The sequence below is a fragment of the Streptomyces sp. NPDC014733 genome, from assembly GCF_043083385.1.
Lineage (GTDB): Bacteria > Actinomycetota > Actinomycetes > Streptomycetales > Streptomycetaceae > Streptomyces.
In genome coordinates, this window is sequence record NZ_JBIBYO010000009.1 from 20,869 (window position 1) to 44,252 (window position 23,384).

General features: G+C 73.2%; 23 protein-coding genes, 1 tRNA gene and 1 pseudogene. 15 read left to right on the forward strand and 10 right to left on the reverse strand.

Translation table 11 applies throughout. The features are described 5' to 3' along the window. Nucleotides 1-3 precede the first annotated feature (3 nt). The 6 genes from glp (at nucleotide 4) to ACF1BH_RS20665 (ending at nucleotide 4,325) form a co-directional block, all read left to right on the forward strand. The gene (glp, locus tag ACF1BH_RS20640) at nucleotides 4-1,320 is read left to right on the forward strand and encodes a gephyrin-like molybdotransferase Glp (protein ID WP_391644121.1); all 1,317 of its coding nucleotides are present in this window, start codon (nucleotides 4-6) and stop codon (nucleotides 1,318-1,320) included. A gap of 59 nt (nucleotides 1,321-1,379) precedes the next feature. After that, nucleotides 1,380-1,862: a cyclic pyranopterin monophosphate synthase MoaC gene (gene moaC / locus ACF1BH_RS20645; RefSeq protein WP_030282029.1), complete on the forward strand. Its 483-nt coding sequence runs from the start codon at nucleotides 1,380-1,382 to the stop codon at nucleotides 1,860-1,862. Further along, nucleotides 1,859-2,359, forward strand: coding sequence for a molybdenum cofactor biosynthesis protein B (locus ACF1BH_RS20650; RefSeq protein WP_391644123.1), 501 nt, complete (start codon nucleotides 1,859-1,861; stop codon nucleotides 2,357-2,359). Before moaC ends, ACF1BH_RS20650 begins: the two co-directional genes overlap by 4 nt. Further along, nucleotides 2,356-2,979 (forward strand): GNAT family N-acetyltransferase, encoded by a 624-nt coding sequence (locus tag ACF1BH_RS20655; RefSeq protein WP_391644557.1) that lies wholly within the window; start codon nucleotides 2,356-2,358, stop codon nucleotides 2,977-2,979. The genes ACF1BH_RS20650 and ACF1BH_RS20655 overlap by 4 nt, the downstream gene beginning before the upstream one ends. Before the next feature lie 151 nt (nucleotides 2,980-3,130). Further along, the gene (locus ACF1BH_RS20660; protein ID WP_391644125.1) at nucleotides 3,131-4,180 is read left to right on the forward strand and encodes a hypothetical protein; all 1,050 of its coding nucleotides are present in this window, start codon (nucleotides 3,131-3,133) and stop codon (nucleotides 4,178-4,180) included. Between the two features lie 72 nt (nucleotides 4,181-4,252). Beyond that, nucleotides 4,253-4,325, forward strand: a tRNA-Ala gene (locus tag ACF1BH_RS20665). Nucleotides 4,326-4,777: 452 nt separating this feature from the next. Here ACF1BH_RS20665 and ACF1BH_RS20670 read toward each other — a convergent pair. Next, entirely contained in the window at nucleotides 4,778-6,121 is a 1,344-nt protein-coding gene (locus ACF1BH_RS20670; RefSeq protein WP_391644127.1) for a PLP-dependent aminotransferase family protein, read from the reverse strand. 473 nt (nucleotides 6,122-6,594) lie between these two features. On the opposite strand from ACF1BH_RS20670, the gene ACF1BH_RS20675 reads away from it, so the two are divergent. The 3 genes from ACF1BH_RS20675 to ACF1BH_RS20685 all read left to right on the forward strand — a co-directional run bounded on the left by ACF1BH_RS20675 (nucleotide 6,595) and on the right by ACF1BH_RS20685 (nucleotide 8,341). Then, nucleotides 6,595-7,242 (forward strand): LysE family translocator, encoded by a 648-nt coding sequence (locus ACF1BH_RS20675; RefSeq protein WP_391644129.1) that lies wholly within the window; start codon nucleotides 6,595-6,597, stop codon nucleotides 7,240-7,242. A 197-nt stretch (nucleotides 7,243-7,439) separates the two neighbouring features. Beyond that, the gene (locus tag ACF1BH_RS20680) at nucleotides 7,440-7,967 is read left to right on the forward strand and encodes a hypothetical protein (protein ID WP_391644131.1); all 528 of its coding nucleotides are present in this window, start codon (nucleotides 7,440-7,442) and stop codon (nucleotides 7,965-7,967) included. After that, nucleotides 7,964-8,341: a winged helix-turn-helix domain-containing protein gene (locus ACF1BH_RS20685; RefSeq protein WP_391644133.1), complete on the forward strand. Its 378-nt coding sequence runs from the start codon at nucleotides 7,964-7,966 to the stop codon at nucleotides 8,339-8,341. Before ACF1BH_RS20680 ends, ACF1BH_RS20685 begins: the two co-directional genes overlap by 4 nt. A gap of 52 nt (nucleotides 8,342-8,393) precedes the next feature. On the opposite strand, the gene ACF1BH_RS20690 is transcribed toward ACF1BH_RS20685, so the two are convergent. From ACF1BH_RS20690 to ACF1BH_RS20715, 6 genes and pseudogenes are all read right to left on the reverse strand, one after another. After that, the gene (locus ACF1BH_RS20690) at nucleotides 8,394-9,857 is read right to left on the reverse strand and encodes a glycosyltransferase (protein WP_391644135.1); all 1,464 of its coding nucleotides are present in this window, start codon (nucleotides 9,855-9,857) and stop codon (nucleotides 8,394-8,396) included. A 988-nt stretch (nucleotides 9,858-10,845) separates the two neighbouring features. Beyond that, nucleotides 10,846-11,634: pseudogene (locus ACF1BH_RS20695) on the reverse strand (MerR family transcriptional regulator); the annotation flags it as partial. 539 nt (nucleotides 11,635-12,173) lie between these two features. Further along, complete coding sequence (locus ACF1BH_RS20700; RefSeq protein ID WP_391644137.1) at nucleotides 12,174-12,572, reverse strand: GntR family transcriptional regulator; 399 nt, start codon at nucleotides 12,570-12,572, stop codon at nucleotides 12,174-12,176. A gap of 178 nt (nucleotides 12,573-12,750) precedes the next feature. Further along, entirely contained in the window at nucleotides 12,751-13,773 is a 1,023-nt protein-coding gene (locus tag ACF1BH_RS20705) for an ABC transporter permease (RefSeq protein WP_391644139.1), read from the reverse strand. Beyond that, nucleotides 13,770-14,699 (reverse strand): ABC transporter ATP-binding protein, encoded by a 930-nt coding sequence (locus tag ACF1BH_RS20710; RefSeq protein WP_391644141.1) that lies wholly within the window; start codon nucleotides 14,697-14,699, stop codon nucleotides 13,770-13,772. The genes ACF1BH_RS20705 and ACF1BH_RS20710 overlap by 4 nt, the downstream gene beginning before the upstream one ends. A 212-nt stretch (nucleotides 14,700-14,911) precedes the next feature. Beyond that, on the reverse strand, nucleotides 14,912-15,394 hold the full coding sequence (locus tag ACF1BH_RS20715; RefSeq protein ID WP_391644559.1) for a GNAT family N-acetyltransferase: 483 nt from the start codon (nucleotides 15,392-15,394) through the stop codon (nucleotides 14,912-14,914). 156 nt (nucleotides 15,395-15,550) lie between these two features. On the opposite strand from ACF1BH_RS20715, the gene ACF1BH_RS20720 reads away from it, so the two are divergent. Continuing rightward, entirely contained in the window at nucleotides 15,551-16,354 is an 804-nt protein-coding gene (locus tag ACF1BH_RS20720) for an exodeoxyribonuclease III (protein ID WP_391644143.1), read from the forward strand. Between the two features lie 121 nt (nucleotides 16,355-16,475). Here the strand turns inward: ACF1BH_RS20720 and ACF1BH_RS20725 are convergent, their stop codons facing one another. Together ACF1BH_RS20725 and ACF1BH_RS20730 are read right to left on the reverse strand one after the other, a co-directional pair. Then, entirely contained in the window at nucleotides 16,476-16,685 is a 210-nt protein-coding gene (locus ACF1BH_RS20725) for a DUF397 domain-containing protein (protein WP_391644145.1), read from the reverse strand. Next, nucleotides 16,682-17,524: a Scr1 family TA system antitoxin-like transcriptional regulator gene (locus ACF1BH_RS20730; protein WP_391644147.1), complete on the reverse strand. Its 843-nt coding sequence runs from the start codon at nucleotides 17,522-17,524 to the stop codon at nucleotides 16,682-16,684. Before ACF1BH_RS20730 ends, ACF1BH_RS20725 begins: the two co-directional genes overlap by 4 nt. Before the next feature lie 403 nt (nucleotides 17,525-17,927). Here ACF1BH_RS20730 and ACF1BH_RS20735 point away from each other — a divergent pair, with 403 nt between their 5' ends. Then, a complete protein-coding gene (locus ACF1BH_RS20735; RefSeq protein WP_391644149.1) occupies nucleotides 17,928-18,473 on the forward strand; it encodes an NUDIX hydrolase in 546 nt (181 codons plus the stop codon). A gap of 18 nt (nucleotides 18,474-18,491) precedes the next feature. On the opposite strand, the gene ACF1BH_RS20740 is transcribed toward ACF1BH_RS20735, so the two are convergent. Then, nucleotides 18,492-19,304, reverse strand: a complete 813-nt coding sequence (locus ACF1BH_RS20740) for a MerR family transcriptional regulator (protein WP_391644151.1) — start codon at nucleotides 19,302-19,304, stop codon at nucleotides 18,492-18,494. A 163-nt stretch (nucleotides 19,305-19,467) separates the two neighbouring features. Here ACF1BH_RS20740 and ACF1BH_RS20745 point away from each other — a divergent pair, with 163 nt between their 5' ends. The 4 genes from ACF1BH_RS20745 to ACF1BH_RS20760 all read left to right on the forward strand — a co-directional run bounded on the left by ACF1BH_RS20745 (nucleotide 19,468) and on the right by ACF1BH_RS20760 (nucleotide 23,265). Next, nucleotides 19,468-20,991 carry a flavin-containing monooxygenase gene (locus ACF1BH_RS20745; protein ID WP_391644153.1) on the forward strand — a complete coding sequence of 508 codons (1,524 nt, stop codon included), beginning with the start codon at nucleotides 19,468-19,470 and terminating at the stop codon, nucleotides 20,989-20,991. After that, nucleotides 20,988-22,031, forward strand: coding sequence for an alpha/beta fold hydrolase (locus tag ACF1BH_RS20750; RefSeq protein ID WP_391644155.1), 1,044 nt, complete (start codon nucleotides 20,988-20,990; stop codon nucleotides 22,029-22,031). Before ACF1BH_RS20745 ends, ACF1BH_RS20750 begins: the two co-directional genes overlap by 4 nt. Further along, nucleotides 22,028-22,909, forward strand: a complete 882-nt coding sequence (locus ACF1BH_RS20755) for an SDR family oxidoreductase (protein ID WP_391644157.1) — start codon at nucleotides 22,028-22,030, stop codon at nucleotides 22,907-22,909. Before ACF1BH_RS20750 ends, ACF1BH_RS20755 begins: the two co-directional genes overlap by 4 nt. A 200-nt stretch (nucleotides 22,910-23,109) precedes the next feature. Beyond that, a complete protein-coding gene (locus ACF1BH_RS20760; RefSeq protein ID WP_391644159.1) occupies nucleotides 23,110-23,265 on the forward strand; it encodes a hypothetical protein in 156 nt (51 codons plus the stop codon). Nucleotides 23,266-23,384: the final 119 nt, after the last annotated feature.

Below are 23,384 nucleotides of genomic sequence, written 5' to 3' on the forward strand. Positions count from 1 at the left end.
GCCTTGAGCGGTACCACCGACCCGACCCGCCGTCCGCACCGTGTCTGGTCGGTGGCCGACCATCTCGACGACGTCCTCGCCAAGGTCCGCCCCCTGGACCCGATCGAGCTGCAGCTGCTCGACGCCCAGGGGTGCGTCCTGGTCGAGGACGTCACCGTCCCGGCCGCCCTCCCGCCGTTCGACAACAGCTCCATGGACGGCTACGCGGTCCGCGTCATCGACGTCGAGGGCGCCACCGAGGAGTTCCCGGCCACCCTCACCGTCATCGGGGATGTCGCGGCGGGCAGCGGCGAGCTGCCCGCCGTCGGCCCCGGCCAGGCCGCCCGCATCATGACCGGCGCGCCCGTCCCGCCCGGCGCCGAGGCCGTCGTCCCCGTCGAGTGGACCGACGGCGGCAGCGGCGGCGGCCCCGCCGACTCCATGGCGGCCCACGGCGCGTCCCCCGCGGGCGCCTCCGGCGAGGTCCGGGTGCACCGCCCGGCCGCCGCCCGCGCCCATATCCGCGCCGCGGGCAGCGACGTCAGCGCCGGGGAGCGCGCCCTGCGCGCCGGTACGGTCCTCGGCCCGCCGCAGATCGCCCTGCTCGCCGCCATCGGCCGCGGCACCGTCCGGGTCCGGCCGCGCCCCCGGGTCGTCGTGCTGTCCACCGGCAGCGAACTGGTCCAGCCCGGTGAGACGTTGGGCCCCGGCCAGATCCACGACTCCAACAGCTTCCAGCTCACCGCCGCCGCCCGCGACGCCGGCGCCATCGCCTACCGCGTCGGCGCCGTCGCCGACGACCCCGACACCCTCCGCGCCACCCTGGAGGACCAGTTCATCCGCGCCGACCTGCTGGTCACCAGCGGCGGCGTCAGCGTCGGCGCGTACGACGTGGTCAAGGAGACGCTCACCGACCTCTCCGCCGAGGAGGGCAGCGTCGAGTTCCGCCGGCTCGCCATGCAGCCCGGCAAGCCCCAGGGCTTCGGCCTCATCGGCCCCGACCGCATCCCGCTGCTCGCCCTCCCCGGCAACCCGGTCAGCGCCTACGTCTCCTTCGAGCTCTTCGCCCGCCCCGCCATCCGTACGCTGATGGGCCTGCCCGACGTGCACCGCGCCACCGTCCCCGCCGAGTGCACCGAGGCGGTCACCGGCTCGCCCGCGGGCCGCCGTCAGTTCCTGCGCGGCTCCTACGACCGGGACGCCGGTACGGTCACCCCCGTCGGCGGCGCCGGCTCCCACCTCATCGGCGCGCTCGCCCACGCCAACGCCCTGATCGTCGTCCCCGAGGACACCACCGAGGTCGCGGCGGGCGACAGCGTCGACGTCGTCCTGCTCGGATAGCCGCGGCGCCCCAGGGGTACGGTGTCGTCCCACAGGCGGCAGCGCGGACCAGGAGAACAATGAGCAGCGGCCAGCAACACCTCACCCATCTCGACGCGGCGGGCGCCGCCCGGATGGTCGACGTCACGGCGAAGGACGTCACCGCCCGCACCGCCCGCGCCACCGGCCGCGTCCTGGTATCGCCGCAGGTCGTCGCGTTGCTCCGGGGTGAGGGGCTGCCCAAGGGCGATGCGCTGGCCACCGCGCGGATCGCCGGGATCATGGGCGCCAAGCGGACCCCGGAGCTGATCCCGCTCTGTCACCCGCTCGCCGTCTCGGGCGTCACCGTCGACCTCACCGTCGCCGACGACGCCGTCGAGATCGCCGCCACGGTCCGCACCACCGACCGCACCGGCGTCGAGATGGAGGCCCTCACCGCGGTCTCCGTCGCCGCGCTGACCGTCGTCGACATGGTCAAGGCCGTCGACAAGGCGGCCGTGATCACCGATGTCCGGGTCGAGACGAAGACCGGCGGCAAGTCCGGCGACTGGAGCCGCGGATGACCGCCCCGCGCGCCCTCGTCGTCACCGCCTCCAACCGCGCGGCCGCCGGCGTCTACCCCGACAGGGGCGGCCCGCTGCTTGTCGAGGGGCTGACGGCCATGGGCTTCACGGTCGACGGCCCGCGCGTCGTCGCGGACGGCGACCCCGTCGAACAGGCCCTCCGCGAGGCGGTCGCCGCCGGGTACGACGCCGTCCTCACCACCGGCGGCACCGGCATCTCGCCCACCGACCGCACCCCCGAGGCCACCCGCGCCGTCCTCGACCGCGACATCCCCGGCATCCCGGAGGCGCTGCGCGCCGCGGGCCGCGAGGCGGTGCCCACCGCGGTCCTCTCCCGCGGTCTGGCCGGGGTCGCCGGCACCACCCTCATCGTCAACCTCCCCGGCTCGACCGGCGGCGTACGCGACGGCCTCGCCGTCCTCGCCACGCTCCTGCCGCACGCCGTCGACCAGATCCGCGGCGGCGATCACCCCAGACCCCAGCGGAGCACCCACTGAACGCGCCCTGGCCGGTCGTCCTCACGGACAACGACGTCACCCTCCGGCCGATAAAACTGCGCGACCAGCGCGCCTGGCGCGAGGTCAACCGCCGCAACCGCGACTGGCTGCGCCCCTGGGAGGCGACGGTTCCGCCGCCTCCGCCCGGCATCCCCGTACCGCACCGCCCGACCTACCGTCAGATGGTCCGCCATCTGCGGGCGGAGGCGTACGCGGGCCGGATGCTGCCGTTCGTCGTCGAGTACCAGGGCCGCCTGGTCGGTCAGCTCACCGTCGCCGGGATCACCTGGGGCTCGATGTGCTCGGGCCATATCGGCTACTGGGTCGACCGCGACGTCGCCGGCCGTGGCGTCATTCCGACCGCCGTCGCGCTCGCCGTCGACCACTGCTTCCGCAGCGTCGGACTGCACCGCATCGAGGTGTGCATTCGCCCGGAGAACACCCCCAGCCGCCGTGTGGTGGAGAAACTCGGATTCCGCGAGGAGGGGCTGCGTCCGCGCTATCTGCACATCGACGGCGCCTGGCGTGACCACGCCGTATTCGCGCTGACCGCCGAAGAGGTGCCCGAAGGTCTGCTGAACCGCTGGCGGCGGCAGAAGCCCAGCGCATCCCACAAATGAAATACCTGTTCGAATTAATCCACCGAATACCCACATTCGGAGAGTGCTGATCTCAACAATCACAAAAAAAGTTCGAGATATCAGCCAGATCGTGCGACACACCGGCTCAATTGGCGGATGGCCCCCCGCAAACCCCTCTACCGTGTGAGTCGTGAGAAGCAGCGGCCTCATCTACGCAGTCATCGTCGGGGCCTGGGCTGCCTACTTGGTGCCGATGTGGCTCCGTAGGCAGGACGAGCTGAACGAAGCGCGTCCCACGGAGCGCTTCAGTACGGCCATCCGGCTCCTCTCCGGCCGAGCGGCCATGCAGCGCCGCTACGACAAGGAGCAGGACGGCCTCGCCGACGATGCCGCCGACGAGCAGGAACCGGACCACCGGCCCGACGAGGCCGACGTCCGGCCCCCCGGCGACCCCGCGACCGACCCCCGCACCCGGGTCGCCGCCCACCCGCCGCGCCCCTCGCTCACCGAGCGCGCCAAGCGGGCCAAGGTCCTCGCCCGCCGCCGGCGCACCATCACGGTCCTCTTCCTCGCCTTCACCGTCGGCGCGGTCGTCGCCGCGGTCGGCGGCACCGCCTTCCTCTGGGCCCCCGCCGCCCCCGCCCTCCTGCTGAGCGCGTACATCGTCTACCTCCGCACCCAGGAGCGCCGCCGCTTCACCTTCACCATGGACCAGCGCAAGGCGGAGGCGGCGGCGCAACGGCTGCGGGAGGGCCGCCCCCGCCCTCCGCGGGCGGCGGACCAGCCGCCCGCCGCCGACCACCCGGCCGACCCCGTCGCTGACGCCCCGGCCGAACCCCACCCGGAGCCGCGTCCCGAGCCCGCCCAGGCGGCCGGCCGCCGCGCCCTCGTGGAGGAGACCGACCACGCCGAGTGGGTCGACCAGCAGCGCGAACGCGAGCGCCCCCACCCGGCCCCCGGCAGCTGGGAACCGGTCCCCGTGCCGCTCCCCACCTACGTCACCGCCCCGGTCGCCCCCCGCGCCACCAGCCACGTCGACCTCGACGCCGATGACGCCTGGAGCTCCGCCCGCTCCAGCGCCGCCGCCGAACACCCCGAACCCCCGCGCCAGGACCAGCCCACCGCGTCCCGCCGCCCCCGGGGCCGCACCCCGCTGTTCGACCAGTACGCCTCCCCGGCGCCCACCGACCCCGCAGCCGACCCGGACGACTACGACCGTCCGCGCGCCGCGAACGAGTAGCCCCACGCTGACCAGCACGGGAAGCGATTTCCGAGCACCGCCATCGAGGTGCTAGAGTTTCACTCGTCGCAAGGGCCTGTGGCGCAGCTGGTAGCGCACCTCGTTCGCAACGAGGGGGTCAGGGGTTCGAATCCCCTCAGGTCCACCGACGGAGCCGGTCACGAGAATTCTCGTGACCGGCTCTTTTTGTGTCCTGCTCAACTTGGCGGGGGAAGCGGGGCTTCCGGGCCGGGCCGGGCACCGGTAGGTGACGCCGTGTTGGAGGCCCGTCGTGGCCTGGCCTCTGATGTTCGGGCCGGAGCTGCCGGCCGTGATCACGTAGGCGCACACCTGGTATGCCGCGCCGTGTACCAGGTCGCTGCGGACCTCCCACTCCCGCCTTGTAGAGGTGGTCACCGTCGAGGCGGGCGCAGGAGCGGACCTGTACGCGGGGGGCCTGGGGCGTGGTCGGCCAGGGGCGGCAGTTGTCCGCTGCCGGGTTGGGGGCCGAGCGGGAGCCGAAAGGTCGGGCGGGGGCTGTCGGGTCATCGGGGACGCCGTTCGGGCCTACGGCGGAGGTGTGGGCGCGGCAACGGCCGGGTGCCGTGCGGGGTGCGGTCAGTCGCTGACGAGTCCCTCCGGGGAGGTGCGGGCGAGGGCGGCGAGGGTGGTGAGGGCCTGGGCGAGGACATCCGGTCGGGGGGAGGCGAGTCCGAGGCGGAGGGCGTTCGGGGCGTGGCCGCGGCCGGTGGTGAAGGCGGCGGCGGGGACCACGCCGATGCCGTGGCGGGCCGCTGCGGCGACGAAGGTCTCGGCGCGCCACGGGCGGGGCAGTCGCCACCAGCAGTGGTACGAGCGGGGGTCGCTCCGTATGTCGAACCCGTCGAGGTGCCGGGCCGCGAGCTTCTGGCGTTCCGTCGCCTCCTGCTGTTTGGCGGCCACCAGGGTGGCCAGGACGCCGTCCTGCTGCCAGCGGTGGGCGGCCTCCAGGGCGAACCGCATGGGGGACCAGCCGCCCGACCGGAGCGCGGAGGAGAGCGCGCCGCTCAGCGCGGCCGGTGCGACCACGAAGCCGAGGGTCAGGCCGGGGGCGGCGCGTTTGGAGAGGCTGTCGATCAGGACGGTGCGCTCGGGCGCAAGGGCGGCCAGCGGCGGGAGTTCGTCGCGCAGGAAGGCCCAGACGGCGTCCTCGATCGCGGGGAGACCGAGCCGGAGCAGGGTCTCGGCCAGCTGCGCCACCCGGGCGGCGGGCATGGTGAGCGAGAGCGGGTTGTGCAGCCGCGGCTGGACGTAGACGGCGTGCAGCGGGGCGGCGGCATGGGCCTCGGCGACGGCCTCGGGGACCAGCCCGGCATCGTCCATGGTCAGCGGGACGAGGGTGATGCCGTGGCGGGCGGCCACGGCCTTCACGACCGGGTAGGTCAGCTCCTCGACGCCGAGCCGTCCGCCGGGCGGCACCAGGGCGGTGACGGCGGCGGCGACGGCCTGCCGGCCGTTCCCGGCGAAGAGGACGCGCGCCGGGTCGGGGCGCCAGCCGCCGCGGGCGAGGGTGTCGGCGGCTGATTCCTGTACGGCGGGGAGCCCGGCGGTACCGACCGGTTGCAGCGCGTACGCCAGGCCGTCGGGGCGCAGCAGCCCGCCGAGTCCGGCGGCGAGGAGGGCGCTCTGGTCGGGGGCGACGGGGTAGTTCAGCTCCAGGTCGATGCGGTTTCCGGCGGGTTCGGTGAGTGCGGGGGAGGGGGCCGGGGCGGTGGTCTCGGCGCGGACGAAGGTGCCGCGGCCCACTTCGCCGACGGTCAGGCCACGCCGGGCCAGTTCCTGATAGACGCGGGTCGCGGTGGAGGCGGCGATGCCGTACTTCCGCGCGAAGGTGCGCTGCGGGGGGAGGCGGTCGCCGGGCCGGAGCGCACCGGTCCGGATCTCCTCGGCCACCGCGTCGGCGACGCTCCGGTAGTCCTGCATGGGATTTTTCCTGTCGTGTCGTTGGCCGGGCGGTTGGGCGGGCTGTTGGCCGGGTTGTTGCTCTACCGCTCCTGCCGCTCCTGCCGCTCTGCCGCTCAGTCGCTCCGTCGCCGGTTGGTCGGCCGGTCGGGTGGTCTCGGCTTGTGGGGTCCGCCCGTGATCGGAGGTTCTGTCTGCGGTCGGCGGTTCTGCGGGGAGGGCGTTCAGGGTATTGCACTCGGTGCAATGTCTCTATTGCGCCGAGGCGGGGGCGCTTTTAGGGTCCTGTGGTGATGGTCATGATGCCGCGAACTGCGGGTATTTTGGCGGCGATTGTATCTCGGTGCAATGTGTTCTCTCTGGCCTGATTGCTTTGAGGTGAGGCGGGTTGGGGGTCGGCGGCTTTTGTGCAGCGCTCCTACGGGTGCGCCAGGTGAGGGGGCGGTCATGCAACCGATCGGGGCGGGGCGGGTTTTTCTGAACGAGGAGGTTCCATGCTGGAGTTGAGCGGAGTTCTCGGGGTGTCGGTGGTGGCGTTGGGCATGGTGCTCACGCCCGGGCCGAACATGATCTATCTCGTCTCCCGGAGCGTCACCCAGGGGCGGCGGGCCGGGGTGATCTCGCTGGGTGGGGTGGCGCTGGGCTTTCTGGTCTATCTGCTCGCTGCCAATCTTGGGCTGTCGGTCGTCTTTCTCGCCGTGCCCGAGCTGTATGTCGCGGTGAAGCTGGCGGGCGCCGTCTACCTCGCCCACCTGGCATGGAAGGCCCTGAAGCCGGGTGGTCCGGCGGTGTTCTCGCCGCAGGAGGTACCGCCTGATTCACCCCGCAGGCTCTTCGCCATGGGGCTGATGACGAATTTGCTCAACCCGAAGATCGCCGTCATGTACCTCTCGCTGATACCCCAGTTCATCGATCTGGACGAGGGGCATGTGCTGCTCCAGGGGCTGGCGTTGGGTGCGATCCAGATCGTGGTGAGCATCGCGGTGAACCTCGTCATCGTCCTGGCGGCCGGAGCGATAGCCGCCTTCCTCGCCCGTCGCCCTTCCTGGCTGAAGGTGCAGCGGTACGTGATGGGCGCGGTGTTGGGGGCGCTCGCCGTCACATTGGCCGTCGACACCTCGGGGCCTTCCAGGGCGAGTTGAGGAGAGGGGTGGGCGAGGGGGGTGGGTGGTCGGCGGAAGGGGGGCCCGGTCGGTGTGCCCAGTGGTGACGCGGCTCTGGCCCTGGGTGCCCATCCCTTCCTGGGAAAGTATTTTCCGTATTGGAAAGTGTGTGGCAGGGTGGGGTGTACGACGTTCGGTGCCCGGTCGGGGTGCCGGGGAGAGGGACGGTGAGCGTGATGGCGGCGCAGGAGGGTGTACCGGGCGGCGGGGCGGAGGCCGTCGCGCTGGAGGCGACGAGCGGACTGCGGGAGGCGGAGGCGGCCCGGGCGCGGGCCGAAGTCCAGGCGCGGATCTTCCCCGCGTGGTTCGGACCGGTCTCCGCGCTGATCGTGGTGGGGGTCGGCGCCGTGCAGAGCTGGAGCGTGGACCGGAAGGGTTTCCCGGTTCTGCTGGCGCTGGTGGTCGCGTTCGGCGGCCTGGTGGCGGTCCGCACGGTGCGGTGGATCGCCACGCGCCGCACGGGAGTGGTGAGGCACGTCCCCCTGTCCGTCCGGTTGTGGCGCAGCCGGTACGGGCTCTTGATCACTGCGGCGGCGTGCGCGGTGACATGGGGCGCGGCGATACTGCTCGGGGCCGGAGGGGCCGCCTCGCGCCTCGCGGTGTACGTGGTCGCCGGCCTCTGCGTGTGGGGCAACTTCCTGTGGCGCAACGCCGTCGCCCGGCAGGAGCTGGCCCGGCTCCGGGACGAACCGGGTGCGGCGTGAGCGGCGATACCGGACCTGGTGAGTCCGGGGCTCCGCAGCTGGACCCGGTGATCCACCACCCGACGCGGCTGGCGGTGGTGGCCTTCCTCTCGGCCTGCGACGAAGCGGAGTTCGCCGCTGTACGTGACTGCTGCCAGGTGTCCGACTCGGTGCTCAGCAAGGCCGCGTCGGCGCTGGAGGCCGCCGGTTATGTCGCCATCCGCAAGGGGTACGTGCGCAAACGGCCCCGTACCTGGCTCGGCCTCACCGACGCCGGCGAGCTGGCGCTCAACCAGCATCTGGCGGCGCTTCAGAGCATCGCGGACACGGCCCGGAGCGCGGGCGCGCGGACACGTTCCGGCGGGGCGGAGGACGGGGGCGCGGCGGGGGAGTAGCCGGCGAGCGGAAGGGCGGGCGGGGCGCGGGGCGGTCCGGTGTGGAGGCGTGTCAGCCGGCCAGGCGGGCCACGGCGGAGACGACGGCGGCGATGCCGTCCTCCGCGGCCATCCGGCGGGCGGCGTCGGCGGCGCGGGTGCGGAGGGCGGGCTCTGTGGTGGCGCGGAGGAGCGCCGCGGCCAGTCGGTCGGCGGCCTCGTCGTCGGAGAGCGCGGCGAACGGGATCGGGGGAGTCGCCGCCCCCACCGCGGCCAGGCGGCCTGCCCAGAACGGCTGGTCGGCGGTGACCGGTACCGGCACGCTCGGGACGCCCGCGCGGAGCGTGGCGGCCGAGGTCCCGGCGCCCGCGTGGTGCACCACCACGGCGGTGCGGGGGAAGAGCAGGGCGTGCGGGACTTCTCCGATGGTGAGGATGTCGGAATCGGTGTGCCGGGGAGTGGGGGACGCGGTGCGTGGCGTGTGCGCGGTGCGGGTGGGGGGCTCGGTGGCGGGGACTGTGCCTGTGCGGGTTCCCGTAGCTGTGCCCGTGCGGGTTCCCGTGGGGGAGGCGATGCCGTCGGTGGCCGGGCCCGTGCCCGTGTCGGAGGGGTGAGGGCCGGTGGGGGCGCAGGTGCCGTGGTCGGGTGCGGGGGAGGTGTCGGGGGCGGTCAGCCCTGCGGTGCCGGATTGGAGGACGCCGCGGAGTCCGGCGCGGCGTAGGGCTTGTACGGCGAGGGTGCCGAGGCGTTCGCCTTCGCCGGCGGCCATGCTGCCGAAGCCGATGAAGACCGGGGGCGGGCCGTCGGCCAGGAAGTCCTCGATGCCGGGTGGGAGCGGGGCGCCGGGGGAGTGCCAGGGCCACCAGTTGCCGACGACGTCGAGGCCGGGGCGCCAGTCGGCGGGGCGCGGCAGCAGGGCCTCGCTGAAGCCGTGCAGAATCCGGGGCCGGGCCGCCTCGAACCGGCGGCGGACGGCGCCCGGGGTGGCGGGCGGCAGACCGAGGCGGGCGCGGAGGGCGCGGGTCGCGTCGGCGTACAGCCGGTCGACGAGGCGTGGGGCGAGGCGGCCCGCGAGGCGGTTGCCCCAGGGGCCCAGGTTCCGGCCACCGGACACCACGGGGGCGAACTCCCTGGTGGGGGCAGTGGGGTGGAGGGGCAGGTCGAGCGCGGGGATGCCGTGGGCCTCGCAGAGGTGGCGACCGAGCGGGGCGGTGGTCGTGGAGAGCAGCAGCAGTTCCGTGCCCGGGGTGACGGCGTCGGCCATGCCCGCCCCCAGTTCGTCGACGAATGCGGCGGCGGTGCGCAGCAGCGCCCGCTGACCGCCGCGCCCGGCACCGGGACCGGCGTCGCCGGGGCGCCGGGCATGCGGATCGGCGGGCAGCCGTCGGAACTCCGGCCCGGCGGCGCGGACGAGCGGCGCGAAGACGTCGTGCGTGGCGATCGCCACGTCGTGACCCGCGGCGATGAGGGCGGCGCCGATACCGGTGTACGGGGCGACATCGCCGTAGGAACCGGCGGCGGTGATGAGGATCTTCATGGGGTTGCCTTTCGTGAGTGAGTGAGTGAGTGAGTGAGTGAGTGAGTGAGTGAGTGAGTGAGCGGGGCGGGGCCCGGAGCCCAGGCCCCGCGGCCCCGGATCCCGGATCCCCGATCCCGGAGCCCTGAGCCTGGAGCCCGGAGAAGTGGGCCGGGGCGGAGGTGGGTGAGGTGCGGGCGGTCGTCACGGACGTAGGGGTGGGCCTGCCTGTGAGGAATGGCCGCCCGGTGTGTACGGGGGCGTCGGACGGACGGGCACACGGATGGATGGATGGATGGATGGACGGGCGGAAGGAAGGGCTCGGTGGCGTCCCGTAGGGGGTCTGCTCGTCCCGGCGTCCGGCGTCCGGCGTCCGGCGTCCGGCGTCCCGGTGTCGTCGCTCCGTTACCCGACTTGTCGGGCGTCGCGCCCGTAAGGGAGTTTCCTGTCAGCCCGTGCGGGAGGACCTGGGGGCCGGGTGGGAAGCCCTTCCGGGATGCCTCTTCCGGGAAGGGGAGGTCCGGCCTGCTCCCCAGGCGGTTCCCGGCTGTCCTTGGGCCGCGCCGGGCCGGCGCGGCCCGCGGGCCTCAGGCGGCGCGGGCCACTTCACGTGGCGGCCCGGTCGGCAGGAGGTGTGCGCCGATGTCCCAGGCGCGCGCCCCGGATTTCAGGGCGCAGCCGTCGCCCCCGGCGGCGACGGATGCCCTGTCCCAGGCGTCTCCGGCGATGGACCTCCTTCCCCTGGCGTCTCCACCGCTGCCCCGGCCGACGGCTCTGTCCCCGCTGGGCATGACGGGGCCTCAGCAACGGCCCCCGCCACAGAAGTCGAGGCCCTCGACCCAGAGGACGAGGCCCTCGGCCCCGCACCCGATTCCGCCTCCGCTTCCGCCTCCGCCTCCGCGTCCTGCCCCGCCCCCCGGTCCTGCTCCGCACCCGAACCCCCGGCGGCTTCCACGGCGGCTTCCGCGGCGGCTTCCACGGTGGCTTCCACGGCGGCTTCCACGGCGGCTTCCGCGGCGGTCATCGCCCCCGGTCCTCGTACCGCATTGGCGTGGATGGCGGTGTGCAGGTAGGACGCCAGGCCGGGGCGTTGTTCCGACGGGGGGACGAGGAGGGCGAAGGCGCGGGGGTCGGTGAGGAAGTCGTCGGCGATGCGGGTGTGCATGTCGGTGGGGCAGGGGGTGAACCAGCGGCTGATGTGGGCGCGGTGCTCCTCGGCCAGGTCCATCGCCGTCGGACCGTCCGGGGGTTCCTCGGTGTCGTGGGCGGCGAGGAGACGGGTGCGCCAGGCGGCGGCCTCGGCCATGAGGCGGGCCCAGTCCTCCTTGGTGTGGCTGTCGGCGCGGGCCATCGCCCGCCGGTGACCTGGGCTGTCGTGCCATTTGCGCTCGGCGTCGGTGGCGTAGCTGAGGTCGAAGGCGACCTCGCCGAAGACCTCGAACCGTTCGTCGGGTGTCAGCCGCACACCGGTCTGCTGGACCTCCATGGCCCGCTCGGCGACCTCGACCAGGCGGCCGAGACGGGCGATCTCCTCGGTGAGCCGGCGGTGGCGGGTGCGCAGCCGGTCGAGGAGGTCGGCGTCCGGGGCTCGGAGGAGGGTGGCGATCTCGTCGAGCGGGAAGCCCAGCTCGCGGTAGAAGAGGATGCGCTGGAGCCGGGCGAGGTCGGCGTCGTTGTAGAGGCGGTACCCGGCGGGGCTGCGGTCGCCCGGGCTGAGCAGTCCGGCCTTGTCGTAGTGGTGCAGGGTGCGCACCGTGATCCCCGCGAAGTGGGAGACCTGGCCGACCGTGTAGCTCATCGCGGCGCCTTCCGTCCTGGCTGCTCGCGGCGGAGCCCCGGACCCACCCGTAGGGGTCCGGGGCGAGCCGCCCCCGTCACCCGTACAGGGTGCGCCCTGACGTGACGTAAGGGTCAAGCGGGAACGGCCGACGAGGCGCACGGGAGCGACCGGCCGGCAGGCGCGAGCGCTCCAGGAGAAGGCCGAAGTAGGGGGAGCGGACACCTGCGGAAGCGGGCCCCCGGAGGGAAGCGGGCCCCGAAGGGAAGCGGGCTCCCGGCAGGAGGCGGCCCCCGGCGAGGAAGTGGAACGCCCCAGAAGCCGCGCCCCCCCGGCCGGAAGCGTCCGGGGGGCGCCGCCACCCGCCACCCGGCAAGAATCACGAAGTCGCAGGTCGCCACCACGCATCCCGCTCGCCCCCGTAAGAAACCACCGCCCCCGAAGCAACGAAGGCTCTCGGGGGCGGTGCGGTGAAGGACGGAAACAGGGGGCCCGTGATCGGGCGGGGCCCCGGCCTCGGGTGGGGCCCAGGGGGCGGGCGGGGAAACAGCCCGGCCCCCTCACCCTCCTTCCGGATACGTCTCCTGCCACACCGAGGTGAATTCCGCCTGGGTGTCCTCGCGGGTGAGGCCGGCGGTGCGGGCCCGGGTCATCCAGGCGCGCAACTCCTCGCGGAGCTGGGTGTCGGCCGCGGATTCCGGGCGGGCCAGGGTGCGGCTGACGAAGGTGCCGAGGCCGGGGCGCGGTTCGACCAGGCCCTCGCGTTCCAGCTCGCGGTAGGCCTTCAGCGTGGTGTTCGGATTGACCTTGGTGGTGGCCGCGACCTGCGCCGCCGTCGGCAGACGGTCCCCTTCGACCAGGATGCCCAGCCGCAGCGCCTGCTGGACCTGCTGGACGATCTGGAGGTAGGTGGCCACGCCACTGCGCCGGTCGATCCGGAACTCGACCACGCTCACCACCTCTCCGACTCTTCCGCCCGCCGCGGCCCGGCGGCCCCGTGCGGGCCCGGCCGCCCCCACTGCCACGGTAGCGGGGGGCCGGACTCCGTACGGTCCGACCGATTGATGATGGTGCGGCCACTACCGGCTGTCAAAGCGCGGCACGGCTGGTGACCGGGGGCGGCGGGCCGGTCGGCGCTCAGAGCGGCCGCCGGTGGGCGCGCCAGGCGACGAACCCGAGAATCGCCGCGGTCAGCGCGAACAGGATGGCCGATCCCCGCCATTGCATGCCCATCATCTGGTCGAAACTGAAGTAGTCGGTGACGCTCTGGGTGATGCCCAGCTTCGCCCGGCACGCGTCGGTGGCCGCTTCGGTGGAATCGAGGCAGGTGCCGAAGCCGTAGAGCTTGCCGTCGGCGGTCGCCACCCAGCTGTCCATGTTGATGGAGTCCACCGCGATCGACACCTCGTGGCCGAGCGGGACGAACGAGTGCCGCAGCTCCGCCAGGTGCGAGGTGACGCGGTCCCAGGCGATGCTGAAGGCCCCCATGAAGACGACGGTGGCGACCATCGCGGTGATCATGCGCTTGAGGAGCATGCCGAGGGCGATGCCGCAGACCGTGAAGAAGAGCGACATGGCCGGGAGCATCGGGCCGGTGACGCCGAACGGTCCGCCGTTCAGCCAGTCACCGTTGAACGCCAGGGTGTGGGCCGGGAGCCACATCCACCGGTACGACAGCGACAGCGCGGTGGTGCAGACCACGACGACGGTCAGCGGCAGCGCGAGGGTCGTGGCGATCCACCGGGCACGGCTGACGGACTGCGTGGTGACCAGCCGGATCGTGCCGTGCTCCTGCTCCCCGGCGATCAGCGGGGCGCCGACGAAGAGCCCGATGAGCGCGGGCAGGAACGCCAGCAGTCCGGCGCCGGCGCGGAACATCCTGCCGAACTCGTCGCCGAACTTCGTCGAGGCGCGCTCGCCGGGCTGGATGCCGTACTGCTGGACGAAGTCGACGACGGCGAAGTGCTGGTACACGAAGTACGCGGAGACCAGCACGGTGACGACGATGCCGCCGGTCAGGGCCGCGCGGTGGCGGCGCCAGACCAGCCAGGGCAGGCCGTGCAGCAGCCCGCCGGAGGGGCGCCCGGTGGTGGTGTCGCTCATGTCGGGGGTGTTTCCCTCGGGCCGGGGGCGGCTCTCCGCCCGGATATCGGTGGTCATGCCGCACGTCCCGCGACCGGACCGTCGAGGCGGGCCTCGTCCGAGATCAAGTTCGGTGCCTGCGGCGACCGCAGGTAGGCCAGCAGGACCTCCTCCAGGCCCGGCACCTGCACGTCCCAGCTGTCGGAGAGCGGGCCGCCGGGGCGGACCAGGGCGGTGAACTGCCGTCCGGTGACCCGGGATTCGACGACGGTGTGGTGGCGCGCCAGCTCGTCCGGGAGGCCGTTGCCGGCGGCGACACCCGTCACCAGGGTGTGTGCGGGGACCAGTTCGTCGGTCGCGCCGCCCATCCGGAGCCGGCCCTCGGAGAGGACGAGGAGGAAGTCACACATGTCCTCCATCTCGGAGAGCATGTGGGACGACATCAGGACGGTCGTGCCGTGCTCGGCGGCCTCGGCCATCAGCAGCCCGGCCATCTCGTGGCGGGCCAGCGGGTCCAGGTCGGCCATCGGCTCGTCGAGCATCAGCAGGTCGGGGCGCTTGCCGAAGGCCAGGGCGAAGGCGACGCGGGTGCGCTGGCCGCCGGAGAGGGTGCCGACCTTGGCGGTGAAGGGGACGTTGCCCGACTTCACGATCCGCTCGGCCAGCGCCTGGTCCCAGCCGGGGTTCAGCTCGCGGCCCAACCGCAGCGTCTCGGCCACCGTGAAGCGCGGGTAGAGCGGCTTGTCCTGGGCCAGGAAGGCGATGCGCTGCAGGACCGCGGGGTCGGAGACCGGCACCCCGAACAGCCGCAGCGAGCCGGCGGACGGCTGCACCAGCCGCGTCGCGGTGCCCAGGAAGGTGCTCTTGCCGGCGCCGTTGGGCCCGACCAGCGCGCAGATACGCCCTGCCGGGAGCCGGAACGAGCAGTCCTGCAGCGCCCAGCCGCGGCGGTACTTCTTCCCCAGGCCGTCGGCCTCGATCGCCCATGGGCTCTGGTCGCTCACCCGGCTCACCCCTTTAGCTAGTTGATTAGTGGAATGAGTATGGGGAGATCGGCGGAGACCTGTCAAACAGGGGGGCACGAGCGAGGTCACGAGCCGATCCGCCGCGTCGCGGCACGGGCCCGGGGCGCGGGCGCCGGACGGGCGCACACGGAAGCGCCGCCCCGGCGGGACCGGGGCGGCGCGGGAAGGAAGGCGGAGGGGCGGGCGCGGTGCTACACCAGCGCCTTGCGCATGCACCGGCTGTCGTCGTACGTCCGGAACTCCCCGAACTTCTCCGGCTCGGGGACCATCAGATAGCCGCAGGACGCGTAGAGGGACAGCGCCTCCGGCTGTTCGGTGCCGGTCTCCAGCACCATCCGGGTGCGGCCCGCCGCTCGCGCGTCGGCCTCCAGCGCGGCCAGGATGCGCCGGGCCAGCCCGCGCCCCCGGGCCTCCTCGATCACGAACATCCGCTTGATCTCCGCGTCCCCGGCGGCGTACCCCTTGGCGGTGTCCTCCTCGGTGCGCCAGCCGCCGGTGGCCACCGGGCGGCCGCCGTCGTACGCGAGCAGGTACATGCCGCGCGGCGGGTCGAACATCGCGGCGTCGAGCGGTGTGAAGTCCGTCTCGCCGTAGCGGCGGACGTACTCCTGCTGCACCAGCGCGTCGAGGACCACCGCGTCGGGATGGTCGTAGCGAACGGGGCGTATCTCCACACCGGTCTCCATTCCGGAAAGCGTACGGCGCGCCCGCCGGACCGGGCGAGCGGCTTTGCGGACCGGCCCGCCCGGCCGGTTATCGTGCCGGAATGCTCACCGTGACGGGGAACGCGTGGGACTGCCGCCGCCGCTTGCGAACCTGAGGAGCCCGCCTTGCTCACCGTGACCACCGTGAACGTCAACGGTATCCGTGCCGCCGCCAAGAAGGGCTTCGTGCCGTGGCTGGCGGAGACCGCCGCGGACGTGCTCTGCCTCCAGGAGGTCCGCGCGGAGGCCGCCCAGATCCCGGCGGAGGTCCGCGAGCCCGAGGGCTGGCACACCGTGCACGCCCCGGCCGAGGTGAAGGGCCGCGCGGGGGTGTCGCTCTACACGCGGCGGGAGCCGGACGCCGTACGGATCGGGTTCGGCTCGGCGGAGTTCGACGCGAGCGGCCGCTACGTGGAGGCCGATCTGCCCGGCGTGACGGTGGCCTCGCTCTACCTGCCGTCCGGCGAGGTCGGCACCGAGCGCCAGGACGAGAAGGAACGCTTCCTGAAGGAGTTCCTGCCGTACCTCACCGGGCTGCGCGCCCGCGCGGCGGCCGACGGCCGTGAGGTGCTGGTCTGCGGCGACTGGAACATCGCCCACCAGGAGGCCGACCTGAAGAACTGGAAGGCCAACGGGAAGAAGTCCGGCTTCCTCCCCGAGGAGCGCGCCTGGCTGACCGAGGTCCTGTCCGAGACCGCCGGCGGCTACGTCGACGTCGTCCGCGCCCTGCACCCGGACACCGACGGCCCGTACTCCTGGTGGTCCTACCGCGGCCGCGCCTTCGACAACGACGCCGGCTGGCGCATCGACTACCACATGGCCACCCCGGGCCTCGCCCGCCGCGCGGCCAAGGCGTTCGTGGAGCGCGCGGAGAGCTATGACACCCGGTGGAGCGATCATGCGCCGGTGACGGTGGTGTACGGGGGCTGACGCCCGGGGCGCCAGGTCGGGCGCCTTTCACCCCTCGCCCTGCGAGGCCCGTTCCATGCGACGCGCCCCCGCACCGGCTCGGTCGCCGGTGCAGGGGCGCGTTTTTCGTACGTGCGGGAGATCAGGCGCCGAACTGTCCGGCCTTCACACCCGCGACGAACTGAGCGAACGAGCCGGCTGGGAACGACAGGACAGGGCCGTCCGGTGCCTTGCTGTCGCGTATCGGGACGATGCTGGTTGCTATGGCGGAGGCAGGGGACCACTCCAGGCAGTCCCCGCCGTCTTGGCTGCTGTAACTGGACTTGACCCAGGAGGAGTTCGGCGGGATCACAATGCCTCCATGTGATGTCGGATCATCTGGACGGACGCGTCACGGGACAGGGCGGAAGCCGTGAGGACATCGTAAGACCGCGAAAGATGCCGAACTTCCGACGGTTCGTCGATGATGGCGCCAGACCGGATGCCCTCCGTGTAGACCACGGGTGGGCCGTCCGCAGTGGTGAGGATCGACAGGGTGCCGTCCATCAACCCGTGCGTGCCCGCATCGAGCGGAAGCACCTGGAGAACCGTGGTGGGGCGCGCCGTGTGTTCCAGGAGCGCGGCCAGTTGCTCCCGCATTACTTCACGGCCGCCTACCACTCGTTTTATGACCGACTCGCAGAGGATCACGGAGAAGTCAGGGGGCGTGCTGCCGGTCAGAATCTGTTGCCGCGCGATGCGGGTGCGCACCTTGTTCAGCAACTCGGTGTTACTGGCCCGAGGGTCACCCTCGCGGAAGAGAGACCACGCGTAGTCGGAAGTCTGGAGCAGACCCGGTACGACGGTGGGCGACCACGCCGCGATGCTGATCGCCTTCGGCTCCAGCTCGATCCGTCGCCGCGAATGTGCCGGGAACGCCTGCGCATGGACCTCTTCGTACAGCCGCTTGAACAGTCCATCCGTCATGAACACCTGGTCCAAGAGCGGCGCGAGCCCTGGTGGGATCGGGCCCACACAGTTCTCCACCCGGGAAATGGTGCTCTTGGATACGCGCACCAGTCGGCCCAGATCGGTCTGCGTCAAGGGCTTGCCCGGGTACAGCTCGCGAGCGCTCTTGCACTCCTCCGCGAACTCCTTGCGAGGGTCCCGCACACTCCCGGTGTCCGCCGCGCTGTCAGTTTCTCCACTCATTTTTCCCCCTGACCACCGGCCTGGTCACGAATTTCCGAGGGCGCCACTACCTGCGGTGAACGGTGCGCACATATGTCGTCGTGACCATTACGCAGGTTGAGCGCTGAAACTCTCCCCAGCGTAGCCAGGGATGCCGCAGGCTTGTGAGCGATCGACCGCACAGCGTGAGCTTGCGGTGGTGACCGCCCGGCGCGCTCTCCGGGGAATGCGCCCCCGATCAGTGAGGAGCCACCGTGGCCCCTGCCGATGCGCCCGAGCCGGAGCCCGTCCCCGCGCCGGGGTGCGACGTGTGCCGGCTGTGCGCTCAGGACCGGGAGGGCGCCCGCGCCGACGGACGCACCCTGACGGTCCGGAGCTGCAACGCCGTGATTGCCGGACACCCCCATCAACGGAAGGCGAATCGATGACCACCGCGGACACCCCGATGACGCACGCCACCGACGCGGGTGCCCTCACCCGCGAGATGACCGACTACCTTCGTGAACACCCTGAGGAGCAGGGGGCGTTGCTGACGTTGTACGACGCCTTGTGCGATCACGCGCGGCGGGGGCGTTGTCCGCACGGTGGACGGTGCCCGGAGATCCTCTCCGGTGCGCTGCTGCTCGATGAGCGCGGGCGGGTGCTGCTGCTCCGTCACGGCGACCGCTGGGCGTTTCCCGAAGGTGCGCCGCAACCCGGGGACCTCGGCCTGCGGGACACCGCGTACGCGCTGCTCCGCGAGTTCGGCGGGGTGCGAGAGGCGTGGGTGCCGGGACAGGCGGCGGGTCCTGTGATGATCGACGTCACGCGGGGCAGGCCGGACCGTGTCGGTTTCCGGTACCTCTTCGTCACCCACAGCAGCGTGGTTCCCTCCGTCGTCCTCGCGCACGGGCTCGCGCGGTGGGCCGGTCTCGGCGAGGTCGACGAGCGGATCGCCGCCCGGCTCCGGCCCTTCGTCGCCGCGCCCTGACGGGCGGTTCTCCCGGGGCTATCCGTCTGCGGTTCCCGCCTGTGACTCCTGCCCGTCATCCCCGCCCCCGTCCGGTGTCTCCCCCCGCATCCAGCACTCCAGCTCCGCGCGGACGCGGCGGTCCATCGCCATGGTGATCTCGGCGTCGATGACGGCCTGGAAGACGGGGTGGAGTTCCTCGATGGTGCCGGCGAGGTGGTCGATGTCGTGGGCGGCGGGGGGTGTGCCCGTGGGTGGGTCGACGAGGTGGGTGCGGATGAGGGCCGCCGCGATGGCGGCGACGGCGTCGGCGTGGGTGCGTACGGCGCGGCCCGCCTCCAGGACGGCGGCGAGCGGGATGCCCCGGGCGACGAGGGTGGTGGAGGCGTCCAGCAGGCGGCGGCTGGTGTGGACGAACTCGTCGCCGTCGACGGCCAGGTAGCCGATGTCGAGTGAGGCGGCGAGGTTCTCGGCGGTGACGTCGCCGCTGTAGTGGTCGGCCAGTTCCTCGGGGGTGAGGCGGACCGGGGTCTCGTCCGACCAGGGGGTCACGAACGCCGTGTCCAGGCCCAGGAGTTCACCGACGTCGCGGCCGCTCTCGAAGGCGGCGAGGAGTTCGGTGATGCCGCCGAGCGTGTGGCCGCGCTCCAGCAGGGCGGCGATCGAGCGGAGCCGGGCGAGGTGGTGCTCGTTGTACCAGGCGATGCGGCCCTCGCGGCGCGGCGGCGGGATCAGCTTGCGCTCGCGGTAGAAGCGCAGCGTCCGGACGGTGATACCGGCCTCGGCGGCCAGCTCCGTCATCCGGAACTCGCGCTGCTCGGGCTGGTCGTTCGGGTTCTCGTTCGCGGCCACCCGGTCACCTTATGCGCGGCGGACCCCGGCGGCCCGGGGTGCAACCGCCGGTAACTTCCCTGCGCGCAGCCTCTACCGCTCGGTACGGAGCTGCCTTACGCTCCAATCGTGCCAGTGATTGCTGGCGCGATCGGTGGCGTCGGTGAACCGGGGAGGCGGTGGCATGTCCGAGCGGGAACACGTGCGGGTGGCGGTGATCGGATCGGGGTTCGGTGGTCTGGGGGCGGCCGTGCGGCTGCGCCGGGAGGGGATCACCGACTTCGTGGTGCTGGAGCGCGCCGGGTCGGTGGGCGGCACCTGGCGGGACAACAGCTATCCCGGGTGCGCATGCGATGTGCCCTCGCACCTCTACTCGTTCTCCTTCGCGCCCAACCCCCGCTGGCCGCGGAACTTCTCCGGTCAGCCGCACATCCGCGCCTATCTGGAGCATGTCGCGGACACCTTCGGCCTCCGCCCCCACCTGCGCTTCCACGCCGAGGTGGAGAGCGCGCGGTGGGACGGCGACGCGCTGCGCTGGGAGATCGAGACGGCCCGCGGGCCGCTCACCGCCGACGTCCTCGTCTCGGCGACCGGACCGCTCTCCGACCCGAAGATCCCCGACATCCCGGGCCTCGACGGCTTCCCCGGCAAGGTGTTCCACTCCGCCCGCTGGGACCACGACTACGACCTGCGCGGCAAGCGCGTCGCCATGATCGGCACCGGCGCCTCCGCCATCCAGATCGTCCCGGCCATCCAGCCCGAGGTCGGCCGCCTCAGCCTCTTCCAGCGCACCCCCGCCTGGGTGCTGCCGCGCGCCGACCGCAGGATCACCGGGCTGGAGCGCTGGCTGCACGCCAAGGTGCCCGCCACCCGCGCGGCCCGCCGCGGACTCCTCTGGGGCATCCGGGAACTCCAGGTCAGCGCCTTCACCAAGCGGCCGAACGAACTCGGGCTCGTCGAAACCGTGGGCCGCGCGCACATGCGGCTGGCGGTCAAGGACCCCGCGCTGCGCGCCAAGCTCACGCCCGACTACCGCATCGGCTGCAAGCGCATCCTGCTCTCCAACAGCTACTACCCGGCGCTCACCCGGCCGAATGTCGACGTGATCGCCGCCGGGCTGCGGGAGGTCGACGGCGCCACCCTCATCGGCTCCGACGGCAGCCGCACCGAGGCCGACGCGATCGTCTTCGGCACCGGCTTCCACGTCACCGACATGCCGATCGCCGCGCGCATCACCGGCGCCGACGGCGTCACCCTCGCCGAGCGCTGGAAGGACGGCATGGCGTCGCTGCGCGGCGCCGGCACCGACGGGTTCCCCAACTTCCTCACCCTCATCGGCCCCAACACCGGCCTGGGCAACAGCTCGATGATCCTCATGATCGAGTCCCAGCTGAACTATCTCGCCGACTACCTGCGCCAACTCGACGTCCTCGGCGGCGGGATCGCGCTGGACGCCCGCCCCGAGGCGGTGGCCGCCTGGAGCGACGAGATGCAGCGGCGGATGCAGCGCACCGTGTGGACCACCGGCGGCTGCGACAGCTGGTACCTCGACGCCAACGGCCGCAACACCACCGCCTGGCCCGGTACCACCGCCGAGTTCCGGCGCGAGACCCGCCACGTCGACCTGGCCGAGTACACCCTGCTGCGCCCGCCGGCCGGCCGCCGCACCCCCGCCCCCGCCACCCTCTCCGAGGAGGCCGCCGCATGAAGCGCCCCGGACACGTCACCAGCGGACCGTACGCCCCACCGCCGCCCCGCCGGGCACTGCACGTCGTCTCCGGCGGCGCCCGGCTCCACACCGAGATCCACGGCCCCGAGGGCGCCCCGGCCGTCGTGCTCGCCCACGGCTGGACCTGCTCCACCGCCTTCTGGGCCCCCGTCGTCCGCGACCTCGCCGCCGACCACCGCGTCATCGTCTACGACCAGCGTGGCCACGGCCGCAGCCCGGCCCCCGGGCCCGGCGGCTACAGCACCACCGCCCTCGCCGACGACCTGGTCGCCGTCCTGGAGGCGACGCTGGCACCGGGCGAACGCGCCGTCGTCGGCGGCCACTCCATGGGCGGCATGACGATCATGGCCGCGGCCGACCGCCCCGCCCTGCGCGAACGGGCCGCCGCCGCGCTGCTGTGCAGCACCGGCGCCGCCGACCTCTCCGCCGAATCACGGGTCATCCCGCTGCGCACCCCCGAGGGCCGCCGCCGGGCACACCGGCTGATGCTCGGCTCCCGCGCGCCGCTCGGCCCCGTCAGCCCGGTGACGAAGGCGGCCCTGAAGTACGCCACGATGGGCGCCGGTTCCTCCCCCGAACAGGTCGAGGCGTGCGCCCGGATCGTCCACGCCTGCCCGACCGGCGTCCGCTCCCACTGGGGCCGGGTGCTCTACGGGCTCGAACTCACCGGTGGCGCCGCGCGGTTGGCCGTACCGGCGGAGGTCGTCGTCGGCACCGCGGACCGGCTCACCCCGGTGGTCCACGCGCGCCGGCTGGCGTCCGTCCTGCCCGACTGCCGCCGCCTGACGGAACTGCCGGGCCTGGGCCACATGACCCCGCTGGAGAACCCGGGCGCGGTGGCGACCCGGCTGCGCGCCCTGGTGGCGGACCACGTGGCGGGGGCGGGATCCGGCAGGAACCCCGCCGGAACGAGCGCGGCGGCGGGCGAGGAATCCTGCGGGCAGGCACCCGGAAGGAAGACCGGCGCCGAGAGCGGCGCGCGGCGTGAGGACGGCAAGGAGAAGGGGGAAGCGGCATGAGCGGGCGCAACGGGCTTCAGGGGCAGGTCGTGGTGGTGACCGGGGCGGCGCGCGGGGTCGGTGAGCTGCTGGCCCGCAAGCTGTCGGCGCGCGGCGCCACCCTCGCGCTGGTCGGTCTGGAGCCGGACGCGCTCCGCGAGGTCGCCGTCTCGCTGCGCGGACCGGCCCACCACTGGTACGCCGACGTCACCGACCACACCGCGATGGCGCGGGTCGCCGCCGAGGTGAAGGCGCGGTTCGGGAAGGTCGACGCGGTCGTCGCCAACGCCGGGGTGGCGACCGGCGGCCCGTTCGCCGACTCCGACCCGGACGCCTGGCGGCGGGTCATCGAGGTCAACCTCATCGGCGGCGCGGTCACCGCCCGCGCCTTCCTGCCCGTCCTCACCGAGTCGCGCGGCTACTTCCTCCAGATCGCCTCGCTCGCCGCGCTCACCCCGGCGCCGATGATGACGGCGTACTGCGCCTCCAAGTCCGGCGTCGAGGCGTTCGCGCACAGCCTGCGCGGCGAGGTCGGACACAAGGGCGTACGGGTCGGCGTCGCCTACCTGAGCTGGACCGACACGGACATGGTGCGCGGCGCCGACCAGGACGACATCATGCGCGAGCTGCGGTCGAGGCTGCCCTGGCCGTCGAACAAGACGTATCCGCTGGGGCCCGCCGTCGACCGGATCGCGGACGGTGTCGAGCGGCGCTCGGCGCATGTCTACGGCCAGTGGTGGCTGCGCGGGATGCAGTCGCTCCGCGGTTACCTCCCGGCGCTCATCGGCACGGTCGGGCAGCGGGAGATGCGGCGGTTCGGGGACCGGCTCGACGGGATGGACGTCGGCTTGGTCGGCGCCGGCGGCGAGGCGGACGAGAAGGCGCGCGCCGAGCGGTGACCGCCTCCGCCGGGCCGGGCGCCGCCTTGCCCACCGCGGCCTTCACGGGCCCGGCCCGGCACCCAACCGACGGGCCCCGCCGTCTCGTTGATCACCGTCCGGCCCGGCCCGCCGCCCGCCGGTTGATCGAAATGCGGGTGGCGGGGGCGCGTGCAAGGCTGGTCGCGTCCGGCACCCGACATCCGACGGGAGTGAACCGCATGGGGCTCAGGGAGCAGTTCCAGGCCAAGGCCGAACAACTGGCGCAGCGGGCGCGTGCGGAGGCCGACGCGGAAGCGGCCCGGCGCAGCGCCGGAACCACCGACGGGCCGGAGCCCGAACCCGGCACCGAGCCGACGGAGCCCACCGGGTACTGACCCCGGCGGCCCACCCCGCACGCGCACGGCGCACCCGGAGCACACACCGGGTGCGCCGCCCGCGTGCGGCGGCGCGGCGGGCGGGCTCCTTCCGCGCCACCCGGGCGCCGGGGCCGTGC